The following is a 14,536-nucleotide window of genomic DNA, read 5'->3' on the forward strand; positions in this document are numbered from 1 at the left end:
TGTTCTGCCGGGCGACAGCGCCGGGCCATTCCCGGACGGGTAGATGGCCGTCTAAGTACCCCGCCGCGCACTGACGGCGCGACCGGCCAGGCGTATCAATTCAGGCAGAGGAAGTGACCCGGCCGGAAGCCTCTCGAGGGCAAAGCGGTTTGCCAGACGCTGCAGCAGCTCGTTGAGCGGAGCCGGGACGCCGTGAAGGCGGCCGAGAAAGACGATCTCACCGTTGAGGTGGTCTGCCTCAATGGTGCCGGTGCCTCGGAGCAGGGACTGCCACGAGGACCCGCCTGCCCTGCCCACGCCACTTACAGGGAACAGGTCGGCACGCCCGACTCGGGCGCTTAGCTGCTCCGCCCTGCTGGCGTGGGCGATCCCTGCCGCCGCCAGAACCGCCTCCCCCTCAGCGCGTACCCGCTCAGCAAGCCGAATGGCTTCAGGGGTGGTGATCGGGCCGCTGAGCGCCTCAAGGGCGTTGTTCAAGTTGCCGAGCAGTTTGGCGTATAGCCAGTAGGAGACATTGGGTGTGACCGACACATCGAAGCACGCGGCGGTTAGATCACGGGCGATGCGCTGAGCGAGGTCGTCAGCGCCACTGGGATACCTGCCCAGGTGCAGCACGCCGCTTCGGGGATGTCCATAGGCGTGCACGACGCCGGGTTCGCTGAATGAGGAGGGCAGCCACACGCACGTCGCATACGTGCGGCTGAATCGGCGCAGCCCGATGCGGGGGCCCTCGATTCCATTCTGCATGTGCACCAGCGGAAGGTGCTCCGCTGCCGTACCATGATGGCGCACCGGGGCGCCTGTCCAGGGTAGGAGTGCCGTCTCGGTGTCCTGTGTCTTGACGGCGAGAACGAGGACATCGTTCTTGCCCAGTGCGCCCAGTGCGCGGGGGCCGTCGATGATCGACGGTCGGTGTGTCGTATCCCCTTGCGGTGTTACGAGCTGCAGGCCCTTCCGCTGAATCGCTTCCAGATGGAGGCCGCGTGCTACCAGCACCACGTCATGGCCGGCCTGGGTCAGGCGGGCCCCGAGGGTGCCGCCCACGGCACCGGCCCCGATGATCACGTAGCGCAGGTGGGGCGGGGAGGAGGGCCGCTGCGAGGTGCTCACGCTTCCTCCTTTTCTGTCGGGTGGGAGGGCCGCGTCATCCCGCGACCAGAAGGCATGCGTCCCAGCGGTAGGCGAGCGGCGCGTCGACGGCCACCGTGTACAGGACGAGGTCCCTTCCGGTGCTGCCGTGAAGCAAGCCCGTCCCGCCCGCAGCAGGGCTGTCACGGAGTTCTTGGGAGACAAGAGCGCGCAGCCGCGGTAGCTCTCCGGAGAGCCGTGGGTCCGTTGCATCGGTCGCAGCGCGCCAGAACGTGAGCAGCAGCCCAGCCCATCCGTCGGCGATGCCGGCGCCGGAGAGGGCCATGAGCTGCGCCGGCTCGCGCAGTAGAGAAAGCAGGGCGTCTTCGGCAGCCTTCTGCCGGCGGAGGTCAGACAGTGCGAGCCCGGCGAGCTGTTCAGCCCGCGCTACGCCTGGTGCCCCCAGGCTCCACGACGGTCGAGGAACGATGCCGGGCATGGGCACGAAAGTGTCCTCGCGACGGCAAATCGTCTGGGGCCACGTGGGGCCCGTTGCCCTTTCGCGGCGGAAGAGGTCCAGCCACGCGCAGAAGCGCTCGATCGCCTCTGCCTGCCCGCAGACCCTCACATCGTGTCTCAGCGCGGTCGCGAGTAGCGCCAGCGGACCGGCCAGGCCGTGGGCCATCCCAGTGTGGACGTATCCGTCCGCGGGGACCACTGACGTGCTTCGCACGCGGTCGGGGACGCACCACCAGCCGGGCAGTCGTTGCCCCTCCAGCGTCAAGGGTTCGCTGAGGCGTACCAGGTAGGAGAGCACGTCGCGGAGCAGTTCGCTGTCGGTGTGCCGCTCAAGGAGGAATGTACCGATGCCGGATAACCCGGAGACGAGATTCCATTCGCTGGACTTCGAGAGCTGCCTCGCTTCGATACGGGCGTGGGCGGCCGCCAAGCGCCGGCGGGTCATGTCGGCGATTTGGGCGTCCAGCAGGACGCGGGCGGTCCGGAAGGCGTGGGGGCCGGAGGCGTGCAGCGCGTAGGAGACGGCCGGCGCACCGCGGAACAGGCCAGCGGACGGTGTCGCGTTTATGGGAGCACCGATCGCTGCAGCTGCCCAGCTATGGGCCGGGTCGTGATCGCCCCCGCCTCGCGCGTACTCGAACGCAGCGAGGGCGATCCCGGGTGCTCCATGGGCGAGACACTGACTTCGGCATTGAACTGGCACATCAGCCTTGGCCCGGACAAAGGGCGCGTCGGTGATGGGCGCCACTGCCACGCCCGGCTGACGCGCCAGGCGAACAAGGCGATACACCGGCCCTAGGGCTGGAGACGGCGTCAAAGCGGTGCTCACGTCAGCCGCCTGACAGAACTAGACGGGTACGGACGGCCTCGGCGAGAAGCTCCACGGCCGAAGGGCAGTAACCGAAGAACAGCCGCGGGCTTGTGAGCTCCAGTTCACCGAGGAGCAGATGTCCCTCGTCGTCCCGGATCACGTCCACCCGTACTACGAGCTCTCCGCGGACCCCGGCCATGTCGACTACGGCGTCTCCCACCGCGAGGAGTTCCGCCTCCAGAGGGTAAGAGCCGTGCGAGCCGCCGTGAGATTCCTGGATGCGGATCTCGCCAGCAGCAGGCCACTTGCGAACGGCGTGGGTAGGCTGTCCGTCGACGTAGACTAGAGAGATCTCCCCCTCATCCTCGATACGGCGCAGCAGAGGCTGGACTATCCAATCCCCGGTGGATCCCGCGTCAAGCGCCGGAAGGTCGGCTTCCGCCAGGCGGTGGACGCCCCGCCCGCCCATGCTGATGGCGGGCTTCAGGACCGCCTCGTCCCAACCGTAATCGGCTGCGACGCTCGCGGCAGCGGACGGCCTGGCGATCACGGCCGTGGGGATCGTCGGCGCTCCGCGCTGCCACAGCTCGCGGAGGTAGCCCTTGTGCTGGTTGCCGCGGACCGTCTCATAGGAGTTGACGACCGACGTCACCGCGGACACGGTGGCGTACCAGGCCAGAAACTCCTCAGGTCGGGAGGGGTAGTCCCAAGGAGAGCGGACCAGGACGACGTCGAAGGCACCCCAATCCATGGACGAGTCGTCCCACACGGCGATGCCCGCCTTCATGCCACGCCGGCTCAAGGCGTCCAGCAGCGGCCGGTCCTCCTCGTACAAGTGGGGATACTTGCGGCAGGTCACGATGGCGACGTGGGGCAGCTGAGCGTGGCTGAGTCCGCCGGGCGGGTGGCTACGGCCGCTCATGGCGCCGGCTTCCTGTGTGGTCCGCCGTGGCGGAGGCCGGCGCGGTGCCCTTCAGCGCGAGTGCGGCTTCGAGGAGGGCGGAATCGTCCGTGTCGGCCACGTCATCCCATCCTGCCGAGCGAAGAAGGGGACCGATGGGGACGTTGTACTGGGCGGCGACGCGCAGAGCGGCGTCGAGCTCTGCGGAGTGGAACCCGCCCTCGCCCATGCACTGATCGAGGTAGCCGACACCGCGGTCGCGCGGACGGCGTTTGGCGATGAGCTGCTCTGCGGCCTTCGCCAGGGCGTCGCTGTCGGCGTATGCCACGCCGGTCTGCCGCCATGCGGCGGAGGAGAGTACCTCGAGCTGTGCGTTGCCGGCGCTGCGACCGATGCCGCGGAGGGTTCCGTCGAGAACCGAAGCCCCGGCGTCCAGGGCCGCCAGGGAGTTGGCGACCGCGAGTGTCAGATTGTCGTGCCCGTGAAAACCGACCCTGGCCCCGGCGTCTATGGCGGACACGGTACGGCTGACGACATCGCGCGGCAACATGGTGCCGGCTGAGTCCACTAGGTAGACGACGGTCGCGCCGGCGGAGGTCGCGTCCTTCGCAAGGCGGGCGAAGTCCGAAACGCTGACGCTGTGCGCCGTGATGGCGTTGAACGTCGCCGTGACGCCGAGGGACCGCACCGCCTCGATCATGGGCAGCGCCTCCCTCCAACGCGTCGCGGCGGTCGCCACCCGGATGAAGGACACGCCAGCCTCGGCCGCGTGTCGCAGGTCGGCCGACCGTGCGGTGCCCACGCCGGCTATGACGCCGATCACCGCCTGGGGTGCAGCCTTCTTGGAGGTGACGATGGCCGCGATGTCGTCGACGTCGTCACGGCTTGCCAGCCCGGTCTCGGCGCCGACCTCGACATGCCGGACACCCGCCGCCACAAGCGCGCGCGTAATCGCAGTGGCGCTCAGGACATCGAATCGACACTCGTAGGGCCCCTCGCGGAGCGTGCAGTCCAGCAGGGTGCCATCGGGAAAGGCTGTGTTTCCGGGGTTGGGGGGTGGAGAGCGAAGAGGGGTCGTGTTCACAGTGCGCGCAGTCCCTTCGTGAGTCGGCCTAGACCCTCGGTGAGCACAGGAGTGGCGGCGGCGAAGCAAATGCGCAGGTGATGCTCGCCGCTCGGCCCGTCGTACGAGCCCGCACGCACCCGCACACCGTGGTCGGTCAGGTGCTGCACAACGTCGACCGAGGTCCGGCTTCCGAGGTAGCGGGCGAAGACGTAGAACGTCGCCTCAGGCGTCTTGGCCGTTAGCAGTTCGGTCTCGCGGACCCAGGCCATCGTCATGTTCCGATGCGCGGTGTATACACGCAGCATGGGGGCGAACAGCTCCGGGCCGGTCCGAAGGGCGGCGAGGGCCGCCCGCTGCACGGCCGCGTTCGCGACGAGGTTGTAGGTCCGGTGGACCAGGTTCACCGGCTCCGCCAAGCCGGGCGGGAGTACTAGGTAGCCGATTCTCCAGCCGGCCATGGCGTATGTTTTGGACAAGGTGCGGCTCATGATCAGCCGAGATCGCAGGCAGGGCACGTCGAGGGTCGACGTGAACGGTCGTCCGTCATAGACCATGTCGGCGTATGCCTCGTCGGCGAGCAGTACGCAGCCGGTGTCGGCGAGCAGTTCGCCCAGCGCGTGGAGCTCGTCGCGGGTGAAGACCACGCCGGTGGGGCTGGCCGGGTGACAGAGAATGATGACCTTGGCGCCGCCTGCCGCTCTGTGCAGCGCGGCAAGGTCAAGATGACCATCCGACCGGAAGGCGACGCGGACGGGAACGCCGCCGACCAAGGCGATCTGCTCCCCGTACGCCGCATATGTGGGATCGAGGAGCACTACCCGGTCGCCGGGGTCTACCAGCGTGGTCAGGACCGACGATACGGCAGCGGTCGAACCTGGAGTGATGACGACTTGCGTAGGACTAATGTCGAAGTCGCTTCTCGCGCTGGCGGCTTGGGCAATATGGGTGCGCAGCTCAAGGTCGCCATCGAGGTCGCCGTAGTGGGTGTAGCCCTCACGGATTGCCGCCGCTGCAGCCTCGGTGACGAGGCCGGGAGTGCGGAAAGCCGGGTCACCTCGGTCGAGGGAGATGACCCCCTGCTTCCCCTCTTCACGGGTAATGCGACGAGGGAGTGCGAGCGTGCGCCGGGCTGCTGCGGAAAGGCCCGAGATGAGGCGGTCGGGAGGGAAGCGACCGGTCACAGGCGCGGTGACCCCGGGCACCGGTGACGCGGTACACGAGGTGACCTGCGGCCCCGGCGCATGAGAACCGTGTTCCCCGGTGCTCACGGGTTGGGTAAGGTAGTAAAAGTCACGGTCTGGACCTTCCTGTGGTGAGCCGAGAGGAAGCGACTGCAGTGGGTGGTAGTGGTCGACCGGAGGCGAGGACGCTCCACAGGGGGCTGCCCGCGTCCGCCAACGAGTGGTGGAACCGGATGGACCGCACCGTGCGAGTCCGCCGACATGGCTGCTGAAGGCAATTCTTCACGAGCGGCGGCGGATCCGTCACGCGGGCGAAGGCGAAGAGGGCCATCATCTAGTGCTACATCGTGCGATTGTGAATGCGTCGCTGACTCGTCACAGCGATCAAGATGGGCCAGTTGGATGCAAGGTCAGCGCGCAACGCCCCGCTGGTTGCTGCTGACGTCGCACAGGTCAGGCGCTTGGTCAGTCGACGGCTCGTCCGACGTTGGTAGGGGTCGTCGGACGAGTCTTGGCGATCTGCCTGTACCGAAGCCGGCTTCATAGGAATCGCTCTGAGGCGGTCAGGAACTCTGCCACCTCCGAGGTATTGCGATATGCAAGAAGTTGCTCGTGGAGGACTCGGAGCCGGTCCGTTGCCCGAGCGGAGTGGAGCGTGAGGTATCCATCGAGGAAGTTGCGGCAATGAGTGACCGCCGGGCCCAAGCGGCCGAGACGCAAATGTGCTTCGGCGAGGTGAGCGTGCGTGAGCACCGTGGCGCGACGCTCGAAGGGTTGACGCATGCGCAATGACGCGGTGTAGGCACGTATACCCGCCGCGACGTCGCCCATGGCGACGAAGGCCTCGGCACGCTGGAAGTGCAAGGCGCCAGGCGGGTAGGTGCTGAACGAATCGGGCGCGGGGCTGACCTGCTGGTAGGACCGCGTCGCGCTGGCGAGCATTGCCAGAGCCGCGGACTTGTCGTGATGGGCCAGTAAGACGGCGAGTTGGGCCTTCGCGTACGTCTGGACGGCGGGTGGGGCGCCGGCTGCAAACATGGCGGCTCTTCGAGCTAGATCAAGGACGATCGGACCGTGATAGCCGAGTTCGTAGGCGTGAGCCACCATGGACCGAAGGGCGACGGAGAGCATCGCGTCATCAGCAGCTTCACTCGCGAGTTGCGCTGCGACCTGGTGGTAATGCTGAGCTGTCCGGTGGCGCCCGCTGTCGGCGCACATCCCCGCCAGAAGCAGCGTGAGTTGGGCAGTGGCGGACATCAGTGCCTCGCCTGGCCCGCCAGGCGTGCGGAGGATGAGAAGAGGGGTGACATGGTGTGAGATGTAGGCGGCCAAGGGAATGCGGACGTGTTCGCCGCCATACAACTCGGCGGTGTTTTGAAAGACCGCGGCCATGCCGCTTAAGACCGCTTCCTCTGCCTCGGCTGCCGCGTTCTTGAGCGTGGAGGTCGATCTCCGTGGCGATGCGCTCGTGAACCAGTCGGGCAGAGCTAGCGCCGCCAGACTAGGGTGCGAGTCTCTCGATGACGCTGCCTGGGTGAGCTCTAAGCGGGTGAGCTGAATGATCTTATGGATGGGCTCCGCCTGCCAAGAAGGGTCCACGAACGGGGCGGGGCCGTTCGTCAGGCCGGCCTCCTGGGCGGTCACCGGTCTTCCCGCAGCGCGCGAAAGGCATTCCAGCAACAGCGCGGGCGCGGGCGGCCGTGGCCGGGCGCCCTGGAGCCAGCGCCGCACCGTGGTCCGGTCGTAGGCGACGGTTATGCCCCGCTCTGCGGCGACGCCGCGCAAGGCGTGGGCCAGCCGTGCCGGACTCCAGCCAATGGTCGTCAAGAGCGACTGCAGCGGCGTGATGACCGGTCCTGTCGCGGGCGGTGGCGCGTCGGGCACCGTACCGGTTGGGTGTATCGGCGACTCTGACATGCGATGCCTCCCTTAGGCGGGCAACGGCTGCCATAGAGCAAGACCAGAGTCTGGCTAGCGCCGTCGACGCGCCATCAGCTATTAACCAAAGCGCGAGAAGGAACCTGTGTATAGTCAGACTGCTATGTGGGCAAGGGTGGATGAGGCGAGCTTGTACCCTTGTGATTGCTCATCATGGTTGTCGTGAATCAGGGCGAACCTAGGTCATATTCGAGCGGTGTGCGTCGCCGAGCTGTATCGTCTGATGCAGGGCCCCGCAACTCTGCACGTCGAGTCAATCGGCCAGGGTTCGGCGGTTGAGCCGGGATGCCCATGGTCTGTCTGACGACGACCATGAATCTCCCGGACAGCCGATCATCGAGTCGGCTTGAAAACAGAAGAGGCACTTGCGGACGACATCGAGCCGGTCGGCATCAACCCCGCCGAGCTGAAATGTGCAGCAGCCGAGGTGTGCCGTACCGCGTCGGGAGTCACACCCGGTTCCATCCCGGCCGCGCTGCTCCACTACGTGATCGCGGCGGTCCGACGGCGCTCGGCGCGTTCAACCTGCCGCAGCAGCAAGTCGGCGAACTGGATGATCTCAGCCGCCTCAATCGGGTCGTCGAAATCGACGGTGCGGTGGCTGGCGGGGTTCTTGTACGCGCCCATCGCGCTGGCCAACAGTGCGGAAGCGGCCTCCTGTTCGCCGCCTTCGGCTCCGGCGTCCAGGCCCGTGCGGCGGCCGCGCTCATGGACCAGGTCCAGGGCGGATGCGGCCCCGTCGTCGGGGACACGAGGGACGGCCTCTTCTACTGGCCGGTCCCGCCCGGGACGACCGGCCGGTGGGAGCCGCACACGCACGCCGTCTGTCTCGGTGCGCCGTTCAAGATCATGCTGCCGCCCCTGAACCGCACGGCGCCGCTGGGTACGCCGGGCCCGTACTGGTTCCGGCCTTCGGCGAGCGACCGCCTGGTCCCGACCGCCCCACTCAGGGCAGTTTCGAGCCCCGGCCGCATGCTGGTCAGCCCGGACGATGGTGGAATCGACCGACACCAGCCACTCGACGTCGCCCGGAGCGGCCTCCTCTCGTGCGGGAGCCTCTTGACTCATCCTCCGGTCAGCCTTTACGGGCAGAGCGAAGCGACTTCGGGGCAGATGCGGAACATGCGGCACCAAGGGCGTGCAGTGTGGGTGGAAAATCAGGTCTCGGCCTGATGTCAACCGGATGTGAGAACCTGAAATGCCAAACGACGTTGGATGGCTGCTCTCGGCAGCGCGCGACGAGTGGTCCCTGGCGGCGGACACCCTCCGGGAAGCGGGGTCGGCGTGGTCAGAGCACCCTCAGCAGTTCGTGCACGACCTGTATCCCGTGGTGGAATCCCCGGAACTAGCGGCAGCCTATTTGGCCAGTAATGGGGCAACCGTCCCCGGTTGCCTGGTTGCACGCGATTACTGCGGGTGGCTGCGTCATGTGATCGTGGAGGACTGGGAATCTGCAGTGATCGAGGCGCGTGAATCACTGGGCTGGCCTGAGTGCGACGTACCCTGGCTTGTACGGCTGGTCCAGTGCCTGGGAGGGGATCGCCGAAGCCCGCAGAGTGAATTCGCCCTTCGCCTCTACGGAGAAATTTCCGCTGGTGGTCTGAGCCAGCTCTGGTCAGTCGTGCAGGAAGTGAAAGATCAGCGGCTTGAGCAATTGTCCCGCGTGCCTGACACAGGCGCGCAGGAGCATTCCTTCGGAGACGATTACGATCACCATGGTCGGGAGGAGCTGTACTTCGAGACGGGATACCCCTATCCCAAGAACATTCCACGGCAGAATGTTAGGCACCAGGAAGCGGCCGAAGAGGCTTCCGCTCACCTTGGTCGGGGGGAAGCGTACTCCGAGATGGGCGACCCCGGCCCCGAGAGCGTCGCGCGGCAGAAAGTCAAGCACCAGGAAGCGGCCAAGGAAGGGGCGCGGCGGGACGAGAGCCGAGTCCTGGAATACTGGCTCCAACAAATAGCCGATGTGGACGCGGCGAACCGCGAGGTGCTGAAGGATGCCCCGCCCGGAGCGACTCTGTACTTCGCCTTCAATGCCAGAACGAAAATCGCTTTGATCGAAAACCTGAAGACGCCCGGGAACCTGTACTACAAATCCTGGCAGGCAGATTTCGCCGGAAAGAATAATGGTCTGCTGGTGCAAGGATCTCTGAAGGTTGTGAAGAGGGGGACAAGGACGTCCAGGGGGTCCGTCGTCGTAGGCGGCGCGCTGACTGAAAGCCCCGACACCAAGAAAATCCTGAGGCGCTTCACGGATAAGTCTATAGGTCGCGCGATCAAGTACGTTTCGGTAGAAGATTTCCTTCAAAGGGGTATGGGGACCCCGGAATGGGCTGAGTTCAAGGAGCTCGCCCAGCGGGCTGGTGCAGCAGAAGGGGTCGAGTTCCTCGAGTTCCTGGCGAACAAGGGGACGAATCTCCGATCTCTGTGCAGAGACTATGTGATGGAAGGTGCGAAGCAAGAGGTGAACGTAATTGACGCTGCGAGCCGGCCGGTCAGGGAAAAGTTCGCCAACAAGCTGAAACTCCACACGAGTGACTTCGATCCGATCAAGGAGGAAGTGTGCCTGATGCTTTCCGAAAACTTCCACGCCCAGCTGCGCAGGATTTTGGGATTCGATCGGTGAGCTCACTTCCGGCCCGGGGTTAGGAGTTGTCGGAGTGGTGGTCATCCGGCACGGGGGCACCGCTGCTCACCTCCTTGCCGCCCTCGGCGACGGGAGGGCCTCCGGGGGCCATGGGGCCGGAGCAGGACTCGCGCCGCCCTGACCGGGCTGCTACCACCCTGCTACCCTGTGGAGATGAGCACCAGTGACAGGAAGCAGACGCAGCTCCGGTTGACCCCCGACCTGCTCGCCGCGGGGAAGGACGCGGCCGCCGCCCGTGGCCTGGACTTCAACAAGTACGTCGAGCGCCTCATCTCCGAGGACACCAGCGGCGCCCGGGCGGCGGGAATGGCCGCCGCCCAGCGCCTCATCGATGCGCACGGCGATTTCCTGTCCGAACTCGAAGAACGCCTCGACGCGCAGAGCAAGCCACGTTCGCAGAGCGCGTCCCCCTCGCGGAACCGGGGCGCCGCTGCGTGAGCATGTCCCTGCACGTCGACCTGTCCTGGCTTCTGGAAGTCGCCGAGCGCGCCGGCCACGGGGATCCCGCGCCCGACGACCTCGGAGTTCCGCTCGCCGCTGTCGCCCGCCACAGCGCGGAGCTTCTCGAGCAGCCGGTGTACGGGGGGCCGTACGCCCGTGCGGCCGCCCTCACCCACACGCTCGGTCGCTGCCGCTGGCTGGAGCGTTCCAACCTCACTGTCGCTTGTGCGGTAGCCGTGATGTACCTCAGTGCCAGCGGCATCGGAGTCGCTCCGACGCGCGACCAACTCACCGCTTTGGCACATGAGTTGTACGACCCTCGCTGCTCCGCCGCCCGTATCGCGGAGCAGCTGCGCACCTGGGAGGCCTGAGGGGGCAACGGGCTGGGCGAGGAAGGGACGTGTGAGGTCGGCGGCCCGCGTCGTCACGTCTCGCGGGCATGCATCATGTCGCGCAGCGCTCGCCGACCTCGGATGCCGTTCTTGGCGTAGACGTTCGCCAGGTGGTACTCGACCGTCTTGGCGCTGAGGTACAGCTCTGCCGCGATCTCGCGGTTCGTCCAGCCACGGGCGACCAGCAGGGCGATATCCCGTTCCCGGTCGGTCAGTGCCTCCCAGAAACCCCCGTCGTACCCGCCCTGTACCGAAGAGGTTCCCAGGCCCTCCACCAGCAGCGCGCGGCACCGTTGCCGGAACGGCTCCGCGCCCAGCCCGGCGAACACCTTCTCCGCGGCGCGCAAGTGACCGCGCGCGCCCTCCGCGTCGGCGGTCCGCAGGAGTACGGCGCCCAGATCCAGCCGGATGCAGGCCTTGTGCAGCACGGGGTCGCCGCCGTGGGAAGGCACGGCGAGCCCTTCCTCGTAGGCGCGCACGGCGGCCTCCAGGTCGCCTTCGGCACTCGCGATCGCGCCCTCGACCCACCGCACCACCACAGGAAGCAGCGCGCCGTGCGGTGTGGCTGCCGCCAGCTCCCTGAGTACGGCCCGGGCCCGCCCGGTGTCACCCGTGAGCGCGTACGACGCTCCGAGCAGGGGCATGTGCCGGAGAGCGTAGAGGCGGGAGCGGCTCTCGTTGGCGGGGTCCTCCACAGCAGGTCCGAGGAGGGCCACCACCTTCTGGTGGTCGCCGGCGGCGAACTCCACCGCTGCCTGGGTGGCCGCGAGATGGAAAGCGGGGCCCTCGAAATCCGCCGACGCCTCGGTCCGTGCTTCCCGCAAGGCCCACCGGGCCTCGTCGAGCCGGCCGCTGAAGCCGTGCAGTACGGCGATGAAGCCGTTGAGCGCGAAGGCGTCGGAGGGCCGGCCGGTGGTGTGCGTGATGTCCAGAGCCACCGATAGGTTGCGGCGGACGTCCTGCCATTCGCCCAGCGCGAAGTGGCACCAGAGGCTGTGGGTCAGCGCCGAGACACTGCTGATTCTCGACACCCCGAGGTCACGCCGTCGGGCCGCCGCCGTGAGGTCGTTCACCGCGCCGACGAGGTCTCCCGCGAGGCTGCGGAACATGCCTCGGTAGATGAGCGCGTCGGTGTGGGTGGCCGGTACGCGGACGGGGAGGTCCGGCAGATGGCCGAGGTGTTCCAGGCCCAGGGCGGGACCGCCGATGAGGGCGTGACCGTAAGCAAGGTTGGCCTGGGCCATCCCTTGCACCGCCTCGTCCCGGGCGTGCCGCAGGGCGAACAGGGAGGAGTCGAGCGACTCCTGTCCTAGCCCCAGGTAGCCCTCCGCGACGCCCAGCTCCGCCGCCGCGGACGCGGCCAGAACCATCTCTCCACGGGCGGTGAAGCCCGCGCGCGCCCGGTCGAGGTGAGATCGGGCGCGTGAGGCCTCGTCCTTCGCCAGACTCAGCAGGCCCAGTGCCTCGTCCCGCCGTGGTCCGTCGGGGGACCGCAGTACGGCCTGCTCGTGGCGCAGCGCGACTCGAGGCCTGCCCCCTGTCACATGGAGGCGCACGGCCGAGACCAGTGCCTCCTGCCGGTGCCCGGCATCGGGGTCGACCTGGGCTGCGGCGAAGAGGTGGTCGGCGGCGAGCGCCACGTGCCCGGCCTGTACTTCTCGTGCCGCGGCGTCGAGCAGCTCCCTGGCCAGAGTGGCGTCGTACGTCTCCGCCGCCGCCACCTGATGGCGCCAGCTCGCCGGTGGCCGCAGGATCTGGGCGGCCCTGAGGTGTATGCGGTTTCGTTCCGCTCGGGGCATCGCCGCGTACAGGGCGTCCCGCTGGCCGGCGTGCACCAGAGCCACAGCGGGTACGGCGCCGCTCACCCACACGGCGGCGTGCTGGATCACCAGAACGTCGGCGTCCGCACCGGCCGATGCCGTGCCCAGCAACTCGTTGAGGAGCGGGACGGTCGCGGGGGCGTCCAGGACGGCGAGCATGTTGAGAAGCGCGCGGCTCGCCGCGGGAAAGGAACGCGACCAGGCGCCGACGGCGTCACGGAGGGAAACGGGCACCCTCATGGCGGTCGGGTCGTCGGGCAGGTTGCCCCCGAAGGCTCCGAGAGCGGCCTCCAGGAACAACGGGTTTCCGTCGCTCCACACGGCGAGAGCCCACAGTTTCTCGTCGGAATGCGGTCGGGAGGTCCGGTCCTCGACGAAGTCTCGGGTCTCCTCCGGTCGGAATCCTGTCAGCTCGATGAGTTCCGGGGTCGGCACCAGGTCCGTCAGACCCATGTCCCTCACCGTCTGGGCGGGCTGCTGGGTACAGACGACGGTCAGCACGTGCTCCGCCCGCTGACGCAGGAGAGCGAAGCCGACGGCTTGCAGAGACTCGATGTCGATCCTGTGCGCGTCGTCCAGCCAGAACAGCACCGGTGCGTCCTCGAGCAGCGAGTCGAGCAGGTTGATGACTGCCGCCCCCATGCCGAGAACCGAGAGCTGGGGACCCGAGGCCCCCTGGGCGAGCGGCTCCGGGGCGTAGGCGCCGCCATCAGTGAGGAGACCGGTGACGGTGTAGAAGGGCAGATCCGGATTCGGCGGTACGTCCCATGCCCTGAGGACGTTGAATTCCTTGTCGACCCGCTCCACGAAATGCTCGACGAGAACCGTCTTGCCTGTGCCGTCCGCGCCAGAAATCACGACGACCCGGGGAATTCCACGGGCCACGGTCCGGGCGGTACTCCGCAGGATCTCCAACTCATCGGAGCGCCCGATGAACCGGTGGCCGCGGGAATCATTCACGCGCACTCCAGACGCCGAAGCTCGACGGAAACCAGCAGTGCGCCCCATCCTACTGAGAGCATCGCGCCGACGGCGGGAGCGGCGGGCCGAGGACGTCGCGCCCGCTCCGGTCCGGCGGAGCGTCTGTGCGGGTCGCGGCGTCCGGCGAACCAGCAGAGCCCCCAGGCCGTCGGCCGTGTCGAGAGAGCTCGACACCGACGACGGCTGAGGGCTCCACGTCACGTCACCACCCTGGCTGACCAGTGCTTATAGCACCGCGAGCCAGGGCGGCGAAGGGTTGTGGCAGGAAGCGACGCCGACTGGGTATCGAGTCGCGGAAGGCGTCAGAGCCGTCCCCATCGGCCGGCGTACAGCGTCTGGAAGGCATGGGTGATCGCCGTGGTCGTGGCATGTACGACGTGCGGATGCACCTCATGTGCGACACGGGTGGCGATGTCCTGCGCGATATATCCCACGTTGTACTCGGAACCCTGGGAACCGAGGTTCGTGAGGTCCGAGCTGGGAATGTTGCTACGGAGTGCGTTGGCCGATACGTGGTACCCACTCTGCTCAAGCTGAGCAGCTACATAATGCACGAACTCCTCATCGAAATCAGCGAAGTTCGGGTTTGGTTGAGGCGTGAAGATATCCCCACTTTGTGTGCAGAATGACCTGACGGGTGCACTTGCAGAATTCATCTTACAGAGCGCCTTAAGAGCTCGTAACACGATCTTGTTGAACGGTCCTGGTCGGCCGTGACCGGTGTGACGATTCGGCCGTTCGGGAGGGTGTGACTACCCGGCCGTGGAT

Annotated in this window: 12 protein-coding genes; 3 read left to right on the forward strand and 9 right to left on the reverse strand. The window is 67.1% G+C overall.

Annotation, left to right across the window (positions count from 1 at the left end):
• Positions 1 to 51 precede the first annotated feature (51 nt).
• The 7 genes from ACZ68P_RS30670 to ACZ68P_RS30700 all read right to left on the reverse strand — a co-directional run bounded on the left by ACZ68P_RS30670 (position 52) and on the right by ACZ68P_RS30700 (position 8,303).
• Positions 52 to 1,074 carry a ketopantoate reductase family protein gene (locus ACZ68P_RS30670; RefSeq protein ID WP_471011944.1) on the reverse strand — a complete coding sequence of 341 codons (1,023 nt, stop codon included), beginning with the start codon at positions 1,072 to 1,074 and terminating at the stop codon, positions 52 to 54.
• Positions 1,075 to 1,144: 70 nt separating this feature from the next.
• Positions 1,145 to 2,416, reverse strand: a complete 1,272-nt coding sequence (locus tag ACZ68P_RS30675) for a lanthionine synthetase C family protein (protein ID WP_471011909.1) — start codon at positions 2,414 to 2,416, stop codon at positions 1,145 to 1,147.
• A gap of 1 nt (position 2,417) precedes the next feature.
• On the reverse strand, positions 2,418 to 3,320 hold the full coding sequence (locus tag ACZ68P_RS30680; protein WP_471011912.1) for an ATP-grasp domain-containing protein: 903 nt from the start codon (positions 3,318 to 3,320) through the stop codon (positions 2,418 to 2,420).
• Entirely contained in the window at positions 3,307 to 4,383 is a 1,077-nt protein-coding gene (locus ACZ68P_RS30685) for a beta/alpha barrel domain-containing protein (RefSeq protein WP_471011913.1), read from the reverse strand. Before ACZ68P_RS30685 ends, ACZ68P_RS30680 begins: the two co-directional genes overlap by 14 nt.
• A complete protein-coding gene (locus ACZ68P_RS30690) occupies positions 4,380 to 5,567 on the reverse strand; it encodes a pyridoxal phosphate-dependent aminotransferase (RefSeq protein WP_471011915.1) in 1,188 nt (395 codons plus the stop codon). Before ACZ68P_RS30690 ends, ACZ68P_RS30685 begins: the two co-directional genes overlap by 4 nt.
• Positions 5,568 to 6,086: 519 nt before the next feature.
• On the reverse strand, positions 6,087 to 7,463 hold the full coding sequence (locus ACZ68P_RS30695) for a hypothetical protein (protein ID WP_471011917.1): 1,377 nt from the start codon (positions 7,461 to 7,463) through the stop codon (positions 6,087 to 6,089).
• 504 nt (positions 7,464 to 7,967) lie between these two features.
• Positions 7,968 to 8,303: a TIGR02391 family protein gene (locus tag ACZ68P_RS30700; RefSeq protein ID WP_471011919.1), complete on the reverse strand. Its 336-nt coding sequence runs from the start codon at positions 8,301 to 8,303 to the stop codon at positions 7,968 to 7,970.
• 490 nt (positions 8,304 to 8,793) lie between these two features.
• Here ACZ68P_RS30700 and ACZ68P_RS30705 point away from each other — a divergent pair, with 490 nt between their 5' ends.
• The 3 genes from ACZ68P_RS30705 (at position 8,794) to ACZ68P_RS30715 (ending at position 10,946) form a co-directional block, all read left to right on the forward strand.
• Complete coding sequence (locus ACZ68P_RS30705; protein ID WP_471011921.1) at positions 8,794 to 10,113, forward strand: hypothetical protein; 1,320 nt, start codon at positions 8,794 to 8,796, stop codon at positions 10,111 to 10,113.
• A gap of 174 nt (positions 10,114 to 10,287) precedes the next feature.
• Positions 10,288 to 10,572, forward strand: coding sequence for a hypothetical protein (locus tag ACZ68P_RS30710; RefSeq protein ID WP_471011924.1), 285 nt, complete (start codon positions 10,288 to 10,290; stop codon positions 10,570 to 10,572).
• 2 nt (positions 10,573 to 10,574) lie between these two features.
• Complete coding sequence (locus tag ACZ68P_RS30715; protein WP_471011945.1) at positions 10,575 to 10,946, forward strand: fic family toxin-antitoxin system, toxin component; 372 nt, start codon at positions 10,575 to 10,577, stop codon at positions 10,944 to 10,946.
• A gap of 53 nt (positions 10,947 to 10,999) precedes the next feature.
• On the opposite strand, the gene ACZ68P_RS30720 is transcribed toward ACZ68P_RS30715, so the two are convergent.
• Both ACZ68P_RS30720 and ACZ68P_RS30725 read right to left on the reverse strand, forming a co-directional pair.
• Positions 11,000 to 13,747, reverse strand: coding sequence for an AAA family ATPase (locus ACZ68P_RS30720; RefSeq protein ID WP_471011926.1), 2,748 nt, complete (start codon positions 13,745 to 13,747; stop codon positions 11,000 to 11,002).
• 323 nt (positions 13,748 to 14,070) lie between these two features.
• Positions 14,071 to 14,424, reverse strand: a complete 354-nt coding sequence (locus ACZ68P_RS30725; protein WP_471011929.1) for a hypothetical protein — start codon at positions 14,422 to 14,424, stop codon at positions 14,071 to 14,073.
• Positions 14,425 to 14,536 lie beyond the last annotated feature (112 nt).

This window comes from Streptomyces sp. NPDC036822 (assembly GCF_055609145.1).

Coding starts and splice junctions, on each gene's coding strand:
- ACZ68P_RS30680 (WP_471011912.1), bottom strand. CDS start 3,320: ATGAGCGGCCGTAGCCACCCGCCCGGCGGACTCAGCCACGCTCAGCTG.
- ACZ68P_RS30725 (WP_471011929.1), bottom strand. CDS start 14,424: ATGAATTCTGCAAGTGCACCCGTCAGGTCATTCTGCACACAAAGTGGG.
- ACZ68P_RS30695 (WP_471011917.1), bottom strand. CDS start 7,463: ATGTCAGAGTCGCCGATACACCCAACCGGTACGGTGCCCGACGCGCCA.
- ACZ68P_RS30715 (WP_471011945.1), top strand. CDS start 10,575: ATGTCCCTGCACGTCGACCTGTCCTGGCTTCTGGAAGTCGCCGAGCGC.
- ACZ68P_RS30710 (WP_471011924.1), top strand. CDS start 10,288: ATGAGCACCAGTGACAGGAAGCAGACGCAGCTCCGGTTGACCCCCGAC.